The 18,104-nt window shown below is 57.6% G+C and carries 17 protein-coding genes and 1 rRNA gene; 10 read left to right on the top strand and 8 right to left on the bottom strand.

The features are described from left to right. Positions 1-9: 9 nt before the first annotated feature. Positions 10-1,599, top strand: coding sequence for a carbohydrate porin (locus NAT23_RS00090; protein WP_251924533.1), 1,590 nt, complete (start codon positions 10-12; stop codon positions 1,597-1,599). A gap of 144 nt (positions 1,600-1,743) precedes the next feature. Beyond that, the gene (locus tag NAT23_RS00085) at positions 1,744-2,265 is read left to right on the top strand and encodes an anthrone oxygenase family protein (RefSeq protein ID WP_251924531.1); all 522 of its coding nucleotides are present in this window, start codon (positions 1,744-1,746) and stop codon (positions 2,263-2,265) included. 43 nt (positions 2,266-2,308) lie between these two features. On the opposite strand, the gene fadA is transcribed toward NAT23_RS00085, so the two are convergent. Together fadA and fadB are read right to left on the bottom strand one after the other, a co-directional pair. Further along, positions 2,309-3,484 carry an acetyl-CoA C-acyltransferase FadA gene (gene fadA / locus NAT23_RS00080; protein WP_251924529.1) on the bottom strand — a complete coding sequence of 392 codons (1,176 nt, stop codon included), beginning with the start codon at positions 3,482-3,484 and terminating at the stop codon, positions 2,309-2,311. After that, entirely contained in the window at positions 3,484-5,652 is a 2,169-nt protein-coding gene (gene fadB / locus NAT23_RS00075) for a fatty acid oxidation complex subunit alpha FadB (RefSeq protein ID WP_251924527.1), read from the bottom strand. The genes fadA and fadB overlap by 1 nt, the downstream gene beginning before the upstream one ends. Positions 5,653-5,879: 227 nt before the next feature. Here fadB and NAT23_RS00070 point away from each other — a divergent pair, with 227 nt between their 5' ends. Together NAT23_RS00070 and slyA are read left to right on the top strand one after the other, a co-directional pair. Beyond that, a complete protein-coding gene (locus NAT23_RS00070) occupies positions 5,880-6,971 on the top strand; it encodes a DUF5924 family protein (protein ID WP_251924526.1) in 1,092 nt (363 codons plus the stop codon). A gap of 97 nt (positions 6,972-7,068) precedes the next feature. Beyond that, complete coding sequence (gene slyA, locus NAT23_RS00065) at positions 7,069-7,548, top strand: transcriptional regulator SlyA (protein WP_251924524.1); 480 nt, start codon at positions 7,069-7,071, stop codon at positions 7,546-7,548. Here the strand turns inward: slyA and NAT23_RS00060 are convergent. After that, positions 7,530-7,991, bottom strand: coding sequence for a hypothetical protein (locus tag NAT23_RS00060; RefSeq protein ID WP_251924522.1), 462 nt, complete (start codon positions 7,989-7,991; stop codon positions 7,530-7,532). The genes slyA and NAT23_RS00060 overlap by 19 nt on opposite strands. Positions 7,992-8,110: 119 nt before the next feature. Between NAT23_RS00060 and NAT23_RS00055 the strand changes: the two genes are divergently transcribed. After that, a complete protein-coding gene (locus NAT23_RS00055) occupies positions 8,111-8,566 on the top strand; it encodes a universal stress protein (protein ID WP_251924520.1) in 456 nt (151 codons plus the stop codon). Positions 8,567-8,627: 61 nt separating this feature from the next. Here NAT23_RS00055 and NAT23_RS00050 read toward each other — a convergent pair whose 3' ends face one another. Continuing rightward, positions 8,628-10,547 carry an ATP-binding cassette domain-containing protein gene (locus NAT23_RS00050; protein ID WP_251924518.1) on the bottom strand — a complete coding sequence of 640 codons (1,920 nt, stop codon included), beginning with the start codon at positions 10,545-10,547 and terminating at the stop codon, positions 8,628-8,630. Positions 10,548-10,660: 113 nt separating this feature from the next. Between NAT23_RS00050 and NAT23_RS00045 the strand changes: the two genes are divergently transcribed. Continuing rightward, positions 10,661-11,500 (top strand): TatD family hydrolase, encoded by an 840-nt coding sequence (locus NAT23_RS00045; protein ID WP_251924509.1) that lies wholly within the window; start codon positions 10,661-10,663, stop codon positions 11,498-11,500. Between the two features lie 2 nt (positions 11,501-11,502). Then, positions 11,503-11,991, top strand: coding sequence for a hypothetical protein (locus tag NAT23_RS00040; protein WP_251589385.1), 489 nt, complete (start codon positions 11,503-11,505; stop codon positions 11,989-11,991). 12 nt (positions 11,992-12,003) lie between these two features. On the opposite strand, the gene NAT23_RS00035 is transcribed toward NAT23_RS00040, so the two are convergent. Next, positions 12,004-12,561, bottom strand: coding sequence for an elongation factor P hydroxylase (locus tag NAT23_RS00035; RefSeq protein WP_251924507.1), 558 nt, complete (start codon positions 12,559-12,561; stop codon positions 12,004-12,006). 86 nt (positions 12,562-12,647) lie between these two features. Between NAT23_RS00035 and NAT23_RS00030 the strand changes: the two genes are divergently transcribed. From NAT23_RS00030 to NAT23_RS00020, 3 genes are all read left to right on the top strand, one after another. After that, entirely contained in the window at positions 12,648-14,045 is a 1,398-nt protein-coding gene (locus NAT23_RS00030) for an MATE family efflux transporter (RefSeq protein ID WP_251924505.1), read from the top strand. 180 nt (positions 14,046-14,225) lie between these two features. Then, complete coding sequence (locus tag NAT23_RS00025) at positions 14,226-14,921, top strand: hypothetical protein (protein ID WP_251924504.1); 696 nt, start codon at positions 14,226-14,228, stop codon at positions 14,919-14,921. Positions 14,922-15,134: 213 nt separating this feature from the next. Further along, entirely contained in the window at positions 15,135-16,382 is a 1,248-nt protein-coding gene (locus NAT23_RS00020; RefSeq protein ID WP_251924502.1) for a polysaccharide pyruvyl transferase family protein, read from the top strand. Between the two features lie 10 nt (positions 16,383-16,392). Here the strand turns inward: NAT23_RS00020 and tusA are convergent, their stop codons facing one another. The 3 genes from tusA to rrf all read right to left on the bottom strand — a co-directional run. Continuing rightward, positions 16,393-16,638 (bottom strand): sulfurtransferase TusA, encoded by a 246-nt coding sequence (tusA, locus tag NAT23_RS00015; RefSeq protein WP_251924500.1) that lies wholly within the window; start codon positions 16,636-16,638, stop codon positions 16,393-16,395. 42 nt (positions 16,639-16,680) lie between these two features. Further along, positions 16,681-17,754 (bottom strand): 23S rRNA (cytidine(2498)-2'-O)-methyltransferase RlmM, encoded by a 1,074-nt coding sequence (gene rlmM, locus NAT23_RS00010; protein WP_251924498.1) that lies wholly within the window; start codon positions 17,752-17,754, stop codon positions 16,681-16,683. A 238-nt stretch (positions 17,755-17,992) separates the two neighbouring features. Continuing rightward, positions 17,993-18,104: ribosomal RNA gene (gene rrf / locus NAT23_RS00005) — 5S ribosomal RNA — on the bottom strand; the annotation flags it as partial.

Genomic DNA, 18,104 nt, shown 5'->3' with positions numbered 1-18,104 from the left:
CACTCCAAAATGGCCAAGAAACCGACTCGCACGCCGATCGCGCTTGCCGTAGCGCTCTCGCTCGGCACCACTACCGTGTATGCCGCGCCGGGCACCGATACCTCCATCGAGGATCGACTCGCTGCGCTCGAAGCCCGCGTCGCAGCCGCCGAAGCCCGCGCCCAGAAAGCCGAAGCCACCGTCGAGCAACTGACGACCTCACAGCAAACCGCCTCTTCCGAGACACGAAGTCTCGGCGACAGCAGCGCACCCTCCGCACCGAGCGTGGGCCCGGCCGGCGATGCGCCGAGCATGGAACAACGCGTGGCGAAGCTTGAAGGCAATGCGGACAAGAAGCTCGGTCTGACGCTCAACGGCTACGCGCGCGCAGGACTTTTGTTCGATGACGAGCTGACCGGCACCGAAGGCGGTCCGTACATCACACCGGCAGGCTCGGTTGGCGGCGCGGTTGGCCGTCTTGGCAACGAAGATGACAACTACGCAGAAATCGTGCTCGAGCACCGCGCCGAGTACGAGAACGGCTCGACCTCGCTTTACAAGATCATGCTGGCCGACGGTGTTGAAAGCAGTAATGACTGGACCGGTGGGGACAGCAGCCTCAACGTGCGCCAGATCTTTGCCGAGTTCGGAAGCCTTCCCGATTTCGGCGGGCCGCTTGAAAACGCCTCGATCTGGGCCGGTAAGCGCTTTGACCGCGACAACTTCGACATCCACTGGCTCGACAGCGACGTCGTCTTCCTTGCAGGTACCGGTGCCGGTATCTACGACATCAAGGTCGCCGACGACTGGACCAGTAACGTCTCCATCTATGGCCGCGATTATGGCTACATCGGTGACGAAGGATTTGGCGATGAGGTCGAGAGCTACATCTTCACCCTCAACAACCGCATCGGTAACTGGCAATGGATGCTCAACGGGCTGTCGGCCAAGAACAACGACGACCGTGAGCTAGACCCGGGAATGCTTCCGCCCGACCCGCGGGCCGATCTGGCCGAGCACGGCGCCCACACCATGGTGGCCTACCACGGTGAGAGCTTCTTTGGCCTTCGTGACGGCACCTACAAGGCTGCGGTTCTTTACGGACAAGGCCTTGGTGCCGAGGTCAAGAGCCTGGGCTCTGACGGCAACCTGACCGAAGACGCCGAGTCGGTGCGCCTTGCCGTATACGGTACGACCTACCTGACGCCCAGCTGGCGTTTTGCGCCGTCGCTTCTGGCCGAGCACAGCAAGGACCGCTACGTCAGCGGCGACAGCTATAAGTGGCTGACGCTGAACGCGCGCGTGGCCAACGAGCTTTCCGAGAACTTCGAGATGCAGTATGAAGTGAGCTGGCAGACCATGGACCTCGACCCGCAGGGGTACAACAGCTTCAACTCAGTCGATGGCGACTACACCAAGTTCACCATTGCACCAACGTTCAAGCCGCAGGTCGGCGGATTCTGGGTTCGCCCCGAAATCCGTCTGTTCGCCACCTACGCCGATTGGGACAGCGACCTCAACAACTACGCCTCCGGCAACAGCGACGTAAAATCACTTGGAACCAACGGCTACACCGGCGGCGAGTGGAGCTTCGGCACCCAGATGGAAATGTGGTTCTAAGTCTATTTAGCTAGACTTGATCACTCAAAGCCCGGCATACGTCGGGCTTTTTCATGGCAAATTCAAAACGAACCTACACCCGCCCCCCACTTTATGGTTTGATTGCTCCCCACCGACAATTCATTTTCGATTCAGGGAACACGCATGTCTTCACGCGCGGGCTATACCTTCGCCGACAACCTGCCCTTGATGCTGGCGGTCATGACAACCGGACTGATCACCGGCTACTTCGCCATGCACTGGGTAACCCTCCAACCCGCCATGATGAACATGGGCGCCGACATCTACGGCACCGTTCAAGCCGAGATCACTCACGATCTTCGAAACCCGTTTTTTCTGTTCATGTTCTTTGGCGGCGCGGCGTTTCTCGCGTTGAGCGCGGCGTTTGACATCACGCGCTGGCGAAGCCCATCGTTTGTACTGACGGTACTGGCCCTGATCGTCTATCTCGGGGGCATCGTTGCCTACACCAAGTTGGTGATGGTACCGATCAATCATGACATTCAGGCGTGGAATCCGATCGCGATGCCGGGTGACTGGGTCGACATTCGAGCCCTCTGGCGCGAGCGCAATGAGTACCGCCTGATTGCGGCCCTGAGCACCTTTTTGCTCGCCATTGCGGCTCTGAGTATCCGCACCACGTCAAAACCCACCCCATCGACCTAAAAAAGCCCGCGATGCGGGCTTTTTTGTGACAAGGCTTTAAAGCTCAGGGGCGTTCAAAAATGGTCGCCACCCCCTGCCCCATGCCGATGCACATGGTGGCAAGGCCAAGCGTTGCCTGCTTATGCTGCATCACGTTCATGAGCGTGGTGCAGATCCTCGCCCCGGAGCAGCCCAGCGGATGGCCGAGCGCGATCGCTCCCCCAAAGAGGTTTACCTTGTCATCGATCACGCTTTCCAGATCGAGCGACTGAAGTACCGGAATGGCCTGTGCGGCAAAGGCCTCGTTGAGCTCAACCACATCGATGTCGCGCATGCCGAGCCCGGCGGCCTTAAGCGCCTTTTGCGTGGCCGGCACCGGCCCAAAGCCCATGACCGAAGCATCACAACCTGCCACCCCGACCGAAATGACGCGCGCCAGAGGCTCGAGACCCAGTTCCTGCGCTTTTGAATACCGCATGACCAGAAGCCCGGCCGCCCCGACCGACAGCGCCGAGGATGTCCCCGCCGTGACGGTGCCGCTTTTGGGGTCGAAGGCCGGCTTGAGCTTGGCCATATCCTCGATGTTGGCATCCTCTCGAATGACCTCATCGCGATCGACACGGACTCGAAAGCCATCGGCGTCGTGACCATCGACACCGATGATCTCACGGTCAAAATGCCCGTCGCGTCGCGCCGCCGCGGCCCGCTCGTGGGAACGAACGCCGAAGGCGTCCTGCTGGGCCCGGCTGACGTTATTGAGCTTGCCGAGCAGCTCGGCGGTCAGCCCCATCATCATGGCCGCCTTGGCGGTGTGTCGGCTCACGGCCGGATTGACGTCCACCCCGTGGGTCATCTCAAGATGCCCCATGTGCTCGACGCCGCCGACAAGGTAGTGATCCCCAAGGCCTGCCTTGATGTTGGCGTACGCCGAATGCAGCGCCGTCATCGACGAGCCGCACAGCCGATTGACCGTCTGGGCCGGCACCGCCGGTGGAATCCGGGTCATGAGCGCGGCGTTGCGGGCCACGTTGAACCCCTGCTCGAGGGTCTGGTTGACACAGCCCCAGATCACATCGTCGATCAACGCCGGGTCAAACGCCTCGTGCCGCTCAAGAAGCGCAGTCATCACCGAGGCCGAGAGGTTCTCGGCGCGTACATTACGAAATGCGCCGTCGCGGGCCTTGGCCATGGCCGTTCTCAGCGCATCGACAACTACGACATCATCATCATGGTAGCGCATCAGGTGGTCTCCTCGGCGGTGTCATAAAAAGGCGTCTGTTCGTTGGCGCGCGCCAGCAGTTTGGGCGTCGGCGCGTACAGCGCGCCATAGCGCTGAGCGAGCTCGGCTGCCTGATCGACAAACGCCTTGACGCCGACCTGGTCGATGTAGCGAAGCGCGCCGCCTCTAAACGGCGGGAATCCGATGCCGTAGATCAACGCCATGTCGGCCTCCTGGGGGGAGCCCACGATGTTTTCTTCCAGCGCACGCACGGTTTCAAGACACAGAGGCGTCATGAGCATGGCGATCAGAGTGTCGTCGTCGATGTCGGTGTGGCGCTCGGCGTGCCCCTCGAGCAGGCGGGCCACGGTGTCGTCGGATTCCTTGCGCGGCTTGCCCTTCTTGTCCTCGCTGTACTTGTAGAATCCAAGCCCGTTCTTCTGACCTTTTCGATCCTCATCGAGCAACTTCTCGATGGCGGTCTTGCCTTCGATCTTCATGCGATCGGGATAGCCTTCAGCCAGCACCTGGGCGGCGTGGTCGGCAGTATCGAGTCCAACGACATCCAGGAGATACGCCGGGCCCATCGGCCAACCGAACCCCTCCATAACCTTATCGATGCGCGCCATATCGACGCCTTCACGCAGCAGGAACTCGAAGCCTTGCAGGTAAGGGAACAGCACCCGGTTGACCAGAAAGCCCGGGCAATCGTTGACCACGATCGGCGTCTTGCCCATGTGGCGTGCGTAGGCCACCACGGTCCCAATGGTTTCATCGCTTGAGCGGCTGCCTCGAATCACTTCCACCAGCGGCATCCGGTGTACCGGATTGAAGAAGTGCATGCCGCAGAAATTTTCAGGGCGCTTTAACGCGCCGGCCAGCGCATCGATCGAAATCGTCGACGTGTTAGAGCAAAGGATGGCGCGGTCATCGAGCGACTGTTCCACCTCCGAAAGCACCGTGCTCTTGACCTTCTGGTTTTCGACAACGGCTTCAACAATTACGTCCACATGTTCGAAATCCCCGTAGGAGAGCGTCGGTCGAATGCGTCCGAGCACGCTGGCGCCCTCCTCGGCGGTCAGCTTTTCGCGCGAGACCTGCTTACCCACCAGCTTGCGCGCTTCCTTGAGCCCGAGCTCGATCGCCTCGTTGTTGATGTCTTTCATCAGAATCGGAGTGCCTTTGTAGGCGCTTTGATAGGCGATGCCGCCGCCCATGATGCCAGCACCAAGCACGCCGCTGAGTGTTATTTCACGCCCCTGTTTCTCGTAGCGCCCGGCCTGTTTCTTGACGAACTGATCGCTTTCGAACAGGCCGACCAGCTGATAACACACCGAGGTCTGCGCAAGTTCTGCAAACGCATGGGTTTCGATGGCCTGCGCCCGCAGGCGCGCCTCACCGGCCCCCTTCTGAACGACCTCGACCGCCCGCACCGGCGCGGGGTAATGCTTGCCCGCCTTGGAGGCGATGTAGCCCTTGGCCGTTTCGAACACCATCATCTGATCGACGCTATTGAGCATCAACGGTTCGGTCTTGAGCGCACGGCGCGACTGCCAATCGAACTCGCCTTTTACAGCGCGCCCCAGAATGTCGCGGGCGGCGTCGGTCAGACGCTCACCCTCGAGCACCGCATCGGCAAGACCGACCTTAAGCGCTTCATCGGCCGGATGCTGGCCGCCGCCTGCGATCCACTCAAGCGCATTGTCGGCGCCGATCAACCGGGGCAGTCGAACGCAGCCGCCCCAGCCGGGGATGATCCCGAGCTTGGTTTCTGGAAGCCCGACACGACACGATTTATCCAGCACACGAAAATCACAGGTCAGCGCGAGTTCGAGCCCGCCGCCCAGCGCCATGCCATTGATGGCCGCGACGGTCGGAAACGGCAGATCCTCGATGCGATTGAAAAGCGCATGCACACGCTCGCACATGGTTTGAATGGCCTCGGAGCCGCCTGCGAAGACACCGTGGAATTCCTTGATGTCGGCACCGACAATGAACGCCTTTTTAGCGCTCGAAAAGACCAGCCCCTGACACTCCGTTTGACTCTCCAATGCGGTCATGGCCTCATCGAGCTCGCCTACAACGGTCTGGGAAAGCGTATTGACGGAGCCTTGGCTGGCGTCGAAGACCAGCCACGCCAATCGATTCTCATCCATCTCGACGCTTAAGGTCTGTCCCTGGTAGAGCATGAGCACTACTCCTGAGTGATAGAGTCCTGAGTGATAGAGGCGATGTATGACCGCAGCCGCCAATTTAAACGAGTGTTTGAATCCTTATCGTCGGCGAGTGCGAGCAACGGGTCAAGTCGGCCAAGATGAACCTTGGTCTAAGACCATGGTCAAGCACAGGGTCATGTTTACCGATGTATCACGTATACGTTCATTCACCTTACCGACTCAAGGGCCTACTTTAGCTCATGGTTAACGAACTCGCTCTTCCCGGCTGGCTCAAGGCCTGGATGGAACGCCTCCAGCGCTATCACTATCTGTGGCCGATTGTCAGCTTCGCAAGCGGCGTCATCAGCTTTTTCTTGGTCACAAGGCAGCAGTCGCTCGGGGGCTTTCTGGCGGTGGCACTTCTTGGCACCTGGGTTCTTTTGATCGGCGAAAACGTCTGGAGCAGCCTGCGCCAGCACCGTGCGAAATCCCGGCTTCCTCGGCTGGTCGCGACCTTCGTCACCCAGCTGACGCATCAGGAAACGCTCTGTTTTTGTCTGCCTTTCATTCTGGTCACTACTGCCTGGGGAACAGGTCAGGCGCTGTTCGCGGTCATTCTGGTTGGCTGCGCGCTGCTTTCCGTGATCGACCCACTCTACTTCAAGCTCGCCGAGCGGGTACGCTGGCTCTATTTCGCTTTTCACGGCCTATGCGCGTTCGTGTTGATTCTGGTCTCGGCGCCGCTTTTATTGCATGTAACGACCGGTCAAAGCTTTTTGATGGCAACGCTTGCGGTCCCCATCCTGAGCCTTCCGAGTCTGATGACGCTGTTTCAGGGGCGAGGGGTACTGGACTGGCTTGCAATGATCGGACTTGCCGTCGCGCTAAGCGGTGCGGCCTGGATGGGGCGCACCTGGATTCCACCCGCAACGCTTTGGATCACAAGCAGCGCGCTGTCGCCTGCGTTCAACCGCGCCGAGCGTGCCCCGATGGGCAATATCGCGTTGACCAACACTGCGCTTAAGTCGAATGGGCTGTATGCGTACACCTCGGTGCACGCGCCACGAGGCTTGAACGAGACCATTTACCACGTCTGGCGCCATGACGGACGCGAGGTGGATCGCATCAAGCTGACCATTCGCGGAACCGGTGCTGACGGCTATCGGGCCTGGTCACACAAGCTGCATTTCCCGGCAGATTCCACCGGGCGGTGGCAGGTTGATGTCATGACCGCCACAGGGCAACGGATCGGTGTGATTCGCTTTGATGTCAATAACGATGCCTCAAGTGCCGAACGTGCTGATGGCGAACAGCGACACACTCCGGGTATCGGGTGGCTCAATACCGACTAGAGAGGCGCTCATTCACGGCTTGCCGCGAGATTACGCTTGCATAAGCCAGACCAGATTCGGACAATCTTTGAAAACACTACTCTGACGTATCTTTTAAATGAATGAGACTCTTTGCCTCAAACTGACCCGCATTCCAAGGCTCTGGCGCGCCATCATCGATGAGCGCCTTGCGCCGCTGGGTCTGACACAGACACGCTGGACCACGCTTTATCATCTGTCGCATTACGGTGAAGGGCTGCCTCAGTGCGAGCTTGCCAAGGCAATCGGCGTCGAGGCGCCCTCGCTTGTCCGCACGCTCGACCAACTGACGCAACAGTCACTGATCGAGCGCCGTCCAAGTGAAAGCGATCGCCGAACAAAACTGGTGTATCTCACGCCGAACGCCATGCCACTGCTCAAGCAGATCGAGTCGGTGGTCCAGCAGGCGCGCGTTGAAATGCTCGCAGGGCTCGACCAGGAGACGCTCGATCAGTTTGACAGCATTCTCGATGCCATCGAGAAAAACGGTCAAAAGCTTCTGTGCGCCGAACAGGGGGCGACCTGCGACGCCGACGAGCCTCAGCCGGTCTCCTCATAAGGGGCGATGGCCTGGCGCAGCTCAAGTAGCCGCTTTGCGACCGCTTCGAAACGCTCGAGTTCATCTCGCTCCTGCCACCAAAGCGTCAGTGTGGCCGTACCCGAGGTGAGCAAGAGCGTATCCTGAGGCAGAGCGTCGATAACCTGATCCAACAAGGCCCGCTGGTTCGAATCAAGCGCGCCCTCTTCCTCCACGAGGCCCTCATCGGGCGTCCAGCGAAACGCAGGCCCCTGACGAACTCCCAGATACATCAACCGATACGCCAACACATCTCGCTCGGACGCGTGCGGGCGGCCCGGCGGATTCAGCTCCACTCGAAACCCCAACACGCGCGCCCGATCTCTTAGCGCGACCATCTGACGCTGTCGCCGTGAGGGGTTCAGACTGATCACCGGCGCCAACGCCACGAAAATCAAGCCGGCAATAATCCAGAAAACGGTCATGACTCTCTCTGCCCGAGTTACCGCACTGCGCCAAAGTAACGCGTCAAATGCGATTGTGTATGGTAATGGCGCGTTCTAAAGTAGAACCGCTTCTCTTTTTACGGCCATGAGGACACGCCATGAGCAACGAATACCGCCATATCCTGGTCGCGGTCGATCTCACCAAGGATTCACACCTGGTGCTCAAACGCGCCTTGCCGATCGCTGAGCGAAACGGGGCCAAGATCTCGATCATGCACACGCTGGAGCCATTGGGGTTTGCCTACGGCGGTGATATACCGATGGATTTGACCAGCATTCAAGAGCAGCTCGATGGCCACGCACGCGAGCGCTTGAGCGACATCGCCACACCCCATGGCATCAACGCCGCCGATCAACACGTCGTGGTCGGCATGCCCGACTCCGAAATCCAGCGTTTTGCCAAGGAGCGCCAGGTCGATCTGATCGTGGTCGGCTCTCACGGGCGTCATGGGTTCGCTCTGCTGCTCGGCTCGACCTCAACCGGCGTTCTCCACGGTGCGGAGTGCGATGTACTGGCGGTACGCGTCGGCAACGACAAGACCGCCGCCGAGTAATCGCACAAGCTGAGTGTCGCTGCCTCGCCCACAACCGACACAGGGCGAGGCAGCATTAATCTCAGTCGTTTTGCTGGGCTTCCAGCTCCATCCAGCGCTCCATCGCCTCATCCAGCTCGCCTTGAGTCTTGCCAAGCGCCTCAAGGGTTTCTGAGACCGTACTAGCGTCCTGACCGTAGAAATTAGGGTCCGAAATCGTTGCCTCGAATTCGGCCACACTGGCCTCGAGTGTTTCGATCCGCGCCGGAAGCTCATCAAGCTCTCGCTGCAGTTTGTAGGAGAGCTTTTTAGGCTTTGCCTTGGCCACAGGTGCTGCCGTGTCCGCCGGTGTCTTGGCTGCCTTTTTGGCGTCAGACTTTGCCGTCGGCTCAGCCCCCTTGTACCACGGCGCCGGAGGAAGCGTGCCGCCCTGGCGCACCCAGTCGTGATAGCCCCCCACGTACTCACGGACCTGCCCCTCGCCTTCAAAGGCAATGACGCTTGTCACAACGTTGTCCAGAAAGTCTCGGTCGTGACTGACCAGAAGCAGCGTGCCCTCGAACTGCATCAGAAGTTCTTCCAGAAGCTCAAGCGTTTCAACGTCCAGATCGTTGGTCGGCTCATCCATCACCAGCACGTTGGCCGGCTGAGTGAAGAGCTTCGCCAGCAGCAGCCGGTTTGACTCCCCGCCGGAGAGCGCCTTGACCGGCTGACGCGCACGCTCGGGAGTGAACAGAAAATCCTGCAGATAACTGATGACGTGGCGATCCTTGCCGCCGACCGTCACGCGATCGCGCCCCTGAGCGACGTTGTCATACACCGTCTTTTCAGGCTCGAGCCCCGCGCGAAGCTGATCGAAATAGGCCACCTGCAAATTGGTGCCCATATGAACCTGGCCCTCGCTCGGTGCCTGCTCGCCAAGCATGATCTTCAAAAGCGTGGTTTTTCCGGCGCCGTTTCGACCGATAAACCCGATGCGGTCACCGCGCTGGACTTCGAGCGAGACGTCCTTGAGTACAGCCTCGCGCTCGAAGTACTGACTGACGTGCTCGAGCTCGACCACACGCTTGCCGCTTCGGTCGGCGTTATCGACGTTAAGGCGCGCATTGCCGGTCTGATGACGGCGCTCGGCGTGCTGAGCACGCATGCTTTCAAGGGCACGCACGCGACCTTCGTTGCGGGTGCGGCGCGCCTTGATGCCCTGGCGTATCCACTTCTCTTCCTGGGCCAGCTTCTTGTCGAATTCGCGCCGTTCGCGCGCTTCAGCGTCAAGTTCAGCGTTTTTCTGTTGCTGATACTTGTCGTAATCGCCGGGGTAGCGCCCAAGGCGCCCGCGGTCGAGTTCGAGAATGTGCGTGGCCAGCTTTTTCAAAAAGGCCCGGTCGTGGGTAATGAACAGTACCGCGCCGTTAAACTGAAGAAGCTGCTCCTCGAGCCAGAGAATGGTGTCCAGATCCAGATGGTTGGTCGGCTCATCGAGCAGCAGTACATCAGGGTCGGTCACCAGTGCCCGCGCCAGCGCCACGCGCCGGCGCCAGCCGCCTGAAAGTTTGCTCATGGATTCATCGGCCGGCAGCCCGAGCCGAGTCAGTACCGTGTCAATGCGCTGATGATAGGACCAGCCGTCGCGGGCCTCGAGCTCGGATTGAAGGCTTGAAAGCCGCGTCATGTCCGGATCCGACGAGGCAACGAGCTGATCGTACTCTGCAAGCAAAGCACCGACTTCCGGCAGCCCTTCGGCCACCACATCGAAGATTCGTCGGCCTTCGGCGTCGGGAAGGTCCTGCTCGAGCACCCCGATACGAAGGCCCGGTGCGCGCCAGATCGTGCCGGAGTCCGGGTCGACCTTGCCAGAGACCAACGACAGGAGCGTCGATTTACCCGCGCCGTTGCGCCCGACCAGCGCCAGTCGCTCGCCCTTTTCGATCGTGAGTTCGGCGCCATCCAACAGCACGTGTGTGCCGTAGGCCAGATGAAGTTGTTCCAGTCGCAGCAGCGTCATGTGCCGCCTCCCGCAGAAAATGTCAGCGCGCTAGTGTAACGCATAGCCGGGGGTTTTCGGGGCCGTTACAATGCACGACCTCAAATTCGCTTCCGATTTCCTAAAGGACCGTCATGTTACCGGACGCCCTAACCTTTACCGCGCCCGCGCCGCTGGTCGATATCGGTGCCAACCTGACCCATGAGAGCTTTGCAGCCGATCTGGATGCCGTGCTCGAACGTGCTCGCTCGGCCAATGTGACCACGCTCATTTTGACCGGCACGGAGCGCGCCGCCATCGAGTCAGCCCTTGAACTTTGCGAGCGCGACTCACCTGTGGCGCTTCATACCACGGCTGGCCTGCACCCCCATCACGCAAGCGAGTGGACCCCAGCCTTTGCCGACTGGATGGCGAGCGCTGCCCAGCATCAACGCGTCAAGGCCATTGGCGAGTGCGGCCTGGATTACAACCGCGACTTTTCGAGCAGAATCGATCAGAAACGGGCCTTCGAAGCGCAGCTCGAACTTGCCGCACGCACGCAAAAACCGCTGTTTCTGCACGAGCGGGACGCCGGCGTCGACATGCTCGATATGATCAAGCAGTGGCGTGATGATCTTGGCGACGCCGTCATTCACTGCTTTACCGGTGAGAAGGAAACGCTTTACGGCTATCTGGATCTTGATCTGCACATCGGGCTGACCGGCTGGCTGTGCGATGAACGTCGGGGGCACCACCTGCGCTCGCTGGTTCGAGACATTCCGGCGAATCGACTCATGGTGGAAACCGATTGCCCGTATCTGCTGCCCCGAAATTTGCCGGCAAAGCTCAAGGGACGTCGTCATGAACCGGCGCTATTACCCTGGATCGTGCGCGAGATCGCCCATTACCGAGGCGAAAGCGAGCATGAGCTCAGCGTATCGAGCACGGAAACCGCTCGTCGCTTTTTCAATCTGCCCCTGACCGAGGACGCGTAACCATGGCCGATCTGCCTGGATTTATTGCCATCGAAGTCGGTGATGAGGACCTCCCGGTCGCCATCGCCTGGACATTGCCCGATGGCCAGCTCAAGCACACCCTCATTCAACCCGATCCGGATTGGCTTCAACGAAGCGACGCCTCACTTGGCGACTACACCGAAGACGAGCTGAACATGATGGGGGTCAGCCCGATCGATGTGCTGCGTGAGCTTGAAGAGGATCACTACAACGAAACGCTCTACAGTAACGGCTTGGTCGATGACGAACAGGCGCTGTCGTGGCTATTTGATGAGTACGGGATGGATCCATTCATTCAGCTTGCCCCGGCCGACAGCCTATACGAGCACCTGACGCTTGGTGAGTGGCATCGCCAGCGCAACGATCTCTTCAATGAACTTGGCCTTGAGCCGTTCAAGCCCGAAGACGAGCTGCAGGTCATGCTGACGCTGCACATGCGGGCGCAAAGCGAGGCCGAGGATCAGGCCTGAACCGGGAATAGATCAGCTCTGAATCGAGAATAGCGCCGCGCGACCATGTTCAATCGCCTGGTCAAGCGGTGTCTGCTGCTGATAGAGCGCCGTAAGCGCATCACACAGCGCCCGCGGGCGCGGGGCCAACCCCTCATTTAAATAGCGCTCGGCTCGAGCGCGCACCTTGGCCTCGAACGCGTAGCGGTCGATCTCGGCGTCGCCGTCGAGGTTATCGACGCTTACGTTAAAGGGATGGTCGCAGGCAGCGCACAGCAGGGATTCAAGCGCCTGAGGCGCGACTTCGACCTGCTCGAAGGCGTGTTGCTGGGATGCGTCCCGACCATCTGGTATGTACCAGTAGCCGTAATCCTCCTTCAGTCGTCGCTCGGCGCCGGCAATGCACCAGTGACTGATTTCGTGAAGTGCACTGGAAAAGTAGCCGCGGGCAAACATGATCCGATGATACGGGCAGCCCGTATCGGCCGGCAGGTACAGCGGCTCATCCGCGCCAAGGACCAGCCGAGTATGAAAGGTGTCTGCGAACAGGCCATCGAACAGGGCCATCAACTCAGTCGGGTCGTGTTTCATGAACTAACGTACTCTTTCGCTATACTCGCGGATTGATACGGCGCTATTGTGCGCTCCGTCTTCTTTTTTGCAACGCGTGATCTTCAATGCCGACCTTGATTCGGCGCAGCCTATATGAGGCGCGCCCGCTGATTCGATTGACCATCCCCATTTTTGGCGCCCAGCTCGCCCAGGCCGCCATGGGCACCGTGGATGTCATGATGTCGGGGCACAAGAGTGCCTCGGACCTGGCCGCGGTATCGGTTGGCACCAGCCTGTGGGTGCCGTTGATTTTGCTGATTACCGGCACGCTGATGGGGCTGACGCCGATTGTCGCCCACTGTGTCGGTGGCAAGCGCCATTCAGAAGTCTCAAACTACAAGGGCCAGAGCCTGTGGCTTGCGCTGTTCATGGGCGGGCTCGGCGTACTTCTTCTCACACTGCTGCCCGAGCGAATCTTTGGCTGGATGGACGTGCCTCAAGAGGTAGCCAGGCTTTCGACAGACTACCTACAGGCGCTTGCGTTCGGCTTACCGGGACTTGCCCTCTATCAAGCCCTTCGTGCCTATTCTGATGGACTCAACCATTCACGACCGGCGCTCTTGTTCAGTCTATTGGGGCTTGCTGTCAATATTCCCGCCAACGCGTTGCTCATCTTTGGCTCAGACGCCGTGGGGCAAGCGCTTGGCATGGCGTGGCTTGGCGAGGCAATCGGCCTGCCGGCACTCGGCGCCCAGGGATGCGGCATCGCAACGGCCATCTCGATGTGGGTCATGTATGGCGGAATGTACGCCTACTGCCGACGAGCCTCTGCATACCGCTTCGTGAAACAGGGGCTCGGTATGCCTCGACCGGATATAAAGCGTCTGGGCGAGCTTGCGCATATTGGCGTACCGATCGGGGTGGCAATCTTTACCGAAACGACACTGTTTACACTGATCGCACTGCTTATCGCCGGCATGGGTGAAATCGTGGTCTCGGCGCACCAGATTGCCTTGAACGTGACCTCGCTGCTATTCATGCTGCCGCTGTCGATCGGCATGGCCTTAACGGTGCGAGTCGGGCAGGCGTTGGGGGAAAATACCCCTGAGCGTGCGCGTTTCGTCGCCTACAATGGCATTGCGATCTCGCTGTTGTCGGCTCTGCTCAACGATGTGATTCTGTGGCTCGGTCGCCACCAGTTGCCTGAACTCTATACCGGCAACGAGTCCGTTCAAGCACTCGCCTCCTCCCTGATTCTGATCGCAATCGTCTATCAGGTTTCTGATGTGCTACAGGTCAGCATGGCCGGAGCGCTTCGAGGTTATAAGGATACCCGCGTCATCATGGGGTGCACCCTGATCGCCTACTGGGTGATTGGTCTGGGCAGTGGCGTGGTGCTAAGCGAAACCTTCGGTCTAGGCGTCTACGGATACTGGACAGGCTTGATAATCGGGCTTTCGGCCGCGGCGCTCATGCTCGGTGTTCGCCTAAAGCATCGTGCGTGCGCAGCCGTCTCAAGGTAATGTCTAAATAATCGCTGTATTTGCCGATTATTCATTGTATGAACGCTTTGATCGATCTGGTCTGATCGAGGGGTGATTAACCTTCGAGAGAAGTTGTGCTACTAATTGAAGAGAGCCACGCGTTAAGGACCTTTTCACAGCAGCATCGCTGTAAGGAAAATAAGTCGATAAGGAGGCATTATGGGCGCAATCATGCAACGTCAGCCTGCCAAGGTGATCGACCTTAGTGAAATGCGTGAGCGGTACAAAGCTCAGCACCATATCGTTCGATTGGCACCCGAGCTCGACGGCCTTCAAATGGTCTATCAGGTTGCCTCGGACCCCGATGCTGCCTATGCCATGCCAATTCTTGGGTGGGCCATGAAATCAAATGGCGATGTTGTCGGCGTCGTCCCCTGGCTCGATTCATTAGTGGATTGCGAAACCATAGACGACCCTGAGCATGGCGTTTTCCTAGGCTATCGCGACCCTGAAACCGATGACGTTTTCGACGTCGCGCCGTCACACAAGCAAATGGAGCTCGAGCACTCGGCGGCCTACTTCGATTACGAGCCTACCAACGAAAAAACCCTCCTTCAGAGCCTGCCTGACACTCAGGGAACCCATGCGCTTTGCGTGGACGAAAGCGATGGCCCGTGGCAGCTCAAACAGGTTTACGGCTGGCAGCTTTATAATGACGGCAGTATCGAAGCACTCCTTGTCGATGATGAGGCCGTGCAACACACTCCGATCCTTCTGGGTGACGACTGTCTTTACCCCGGTAAAAGCCGCCACGAGATGATTTATTTCTTTCAGAGAACGATCGCCAATCGCATCAAGGAACAGGACCCGGATACCATGAACGCTCTAGCAATCATGGTACATACCGGCACTTGAACCCCATGATCGGGCAAAAATACATATTCGCTTCACGTAAAAAAGCAGCGCATGGCGCTGCTTTTTTACGTGCGGCTTATGTTTTAAGTAAAACTAGAAACTTAAAGACTGGTTATAAAAACTTACTCAAGTATTAGTTTGGGCACAATAACCTACACTGATTGCCATTGGTTTTTACTACTATCCCCTTTTACCCATTGATACTGGTCGTCTATGCCCACCAAGAATATTCTACTGATCGGAAACCACTCCTGCTCGAACCGAGGTGACGCTGCCATTTTGAGAGGATTGGTCGAGGTACTGGATCTTAACAAGTTCAACGTGGAAATTGCTTCCCGAGACCCACTCAGCACGGAGATCGTGCTCTCGGAGATCAACGTGCCGGTTATACCAGACATGTTTGAGGAGGCGCGTCAAAAAACGCTTCAAGTGCCTTTTTACAAACGTAAGGTAATGCCGAGATACCTTAACGGCATAATGTACCTTTCAAGCACTAAAAACTGGGGCATCGAGCAGACACGAAAACGCTTACCCAAGGCGTACAATGAAGCCATCGATGCGCTGGAGAAATACGATTACATTATCCAGGTAGGCGGCTCGTTTATTGTCGATGCGTATGGGTTCACGCAACTCGACATCATTTTCGGTGCAAAAATGGCACAAAAACCGGTCTATCTGATTGGACACAGCGTAGGACCGTTCGAACATCAGAAATTTCGTGAATTATGCCAGAAGCTGCTGCCCTACCCGGAGGTCGTTTATCTTCGCGAACATGTTAGTGACCAAATTTTAAGCGACGCCGACATTCGTCTTGATAATGTCCAGCATGGTGCAGATACAGCCTGGCTGCTGCCGGATGCTCAGCATTACGACATCAGTGCACTCAACCCTGAAAGAAAACCGCTTGTCGCGATTACCGCACGTCGCCTCGCCCCGTTCGATCGAACTCTCGGCGTTACTCAGGAGGAATATGAAACTCAGATGGCCTCTACGTGTGACACACTGATTGATCAGGGGTACGTGATTATAGGTGTATCGACGTGTACCGGGCTTAACGGCTATCACCGAGATGATCGTGTCACGCTGCACAATATCCGCAAGAAAATGCGACATCCGCATGCCTGCCATGTCATTTTCGATGAGCTGAGTGATCTTCAGCTTGGTGGTGTGCTGGCGCAGTGCCGTTTCACTATTGCGACTCGCCTTCATAGCGGCATTATCTCAATGCGCTACGGTACTCCAGCATTGGTCATTGCCTATGAGCATAAAAGCCAGGGCATCTTGAACGATATGGAACTGAACGCGCTCTCCTTGAGCATGCAGGAATTCATTCAAGGAGAAACACTTAATCGCGTGGAAACGCTCGAAGGTGACTTCGAGCGCACAGTGGCTCATATGCAAGCCCAGGTCACACGCCATGCATCCCTCGCGCGTGAGCAAATCGAAGCAATCTTTCAGTGAAGCGTGTGCACTAACGGTTGATACGTATGAAGTAGTTGAAGCTATCCGACAGGGTATCCTGTTGGATCAGCTCATGACCCAGGTAATGGCAGAACTGCGGGATGTCGCGCTGAGTTGCCGGGTCCGTTGCAACTACGTGCAGAATATCGCCACTGGCCATATCCGCGACACGTGTATGCATCATCATGATCGGCTCAGGGCAGTACAGTCCTGTCGTATCCAGTATGCCATCTGCCTTTAAGGGCTCATCAGACATATCAGTCTCCTTTTAACCTCACGTTAGTACCTGACTCGCTTTTCACTCTTTTAGCCTTATATAGACGGTGATCTCTTCACGATCATGGTAGAGATGTCGAGCGAGACACTCATAAGCAATATTTTCATCATTCAGTCGTTGCTCTAAGTACTCAAGGCACCGTTTAACTTCTTGCCATCGCTTTTTCATGGGCAGTTTTAGGTTGAATATCGCATGCCGGCACCATCTATTAACCAACCACCGCTCAACCATCTCTGAAACACGAACGGGTCGATCAACGATGTCACACACAAGCCAGTCCAACGGGTAAGGCGGCGACCACGTAAATCCATCCTCTCGCAAATGCTCTATCTGACCGGTTCGCATGAGCTCCTCGCTCATTGGCCCATTATCGATCGCATAAACGTACATGCCCTGCTGAACCAATTGATACGTCCAGCCTCCTGGCGCCGCACCTAGATCAGCCCCCTGCATCCCGGCATTGAGCCGTCGCTCCCATTTATCGCTCGGAATGAAGGTATGCCAGGCCTCTTCAAGTTTTAACGTCGAACGACTGGGCGCACGTGATGGTGACCGCAGGTGCTTGATGCCGTTTGGCCACTCACTGCGGTTTTGAGGAAAACTCATCGCGAGCTGTACGGTATCACCAGAGGACCAGAACAGATGCAATCGACGTTTACCGGCCTTTCTTCGAAGAGCCTGGCGCTTTTTCAAGGTGCTTTCCAAGGGCCGCTGCAGAGACTTTTTAAGCCCGGCAAGCCCTTTGCCATCATTGGTGTCCGGAGATTCCTGCCAAAGCTCTTCGAAACTCCAGCCCGCAGCGACAACCTGCTCAATGATTGCGGTAATACGATCATTACGGTCAAGGGTATTGGGCTCAAAGGCCACAAGTATTTGGCGGGCAAACACCAAAGACGATAATTGCACTTCCTTGTGAAGCTCATTTGCGACCAGGTCACTGTCGATGACCACGCGCACATAACCACTATTGGTCGTGGCGACGGGATGCCAGGCACATTCCGAGTGCTCAAGCTTGTCTACAAGCTCATTCACCAAATCGGCTTCGAAACCGGGGCGACAGTAAAGAAGGAGTTCACCCGGAGCTGTGTTTGGCATACATTACCTTTGATCGAATAACCGTTTTTAAAGCTTGCCAAGCCTAGAGTGATCGCCCCTGTTTATCAATGTATGAACAGACGTTCTCTGACCTGAGGGGCAATAGCTATATACAGACAGTGATTTCGCGACCTGAGCTTTCTTAAAGCTTTATAAATGGCCATGAAGCTTTACGTACGGTCGTTTTCAGGCACAAAAAAAGGCCCCGATCGATTTGATCGGAGCCTTTGGTATAGATGCCTGACGATGACCTACTCTCGCATGGAGAAGCTCCACACTACCATCGGCGCGGGGTGGTTTCACTTCCGAGTTCGGCATGGGATCGGGTGGTTCCCACCTGCTATGGTCGT

Origin of the sequence: Larsenimonas salina, assembly GCF_023736155.1 — a bacterium.
GTDB classification, from domain to species: domain Bacteria; phylum Pseudomonadota; class Gammaproteobacteria; order Pseudomonadales; family Halomonadaceae; genus Larsenimonas; species Larsenimonas salina.
This window is presented reverse-complemented; position numbering and strand designations above follow the sequence as displayed.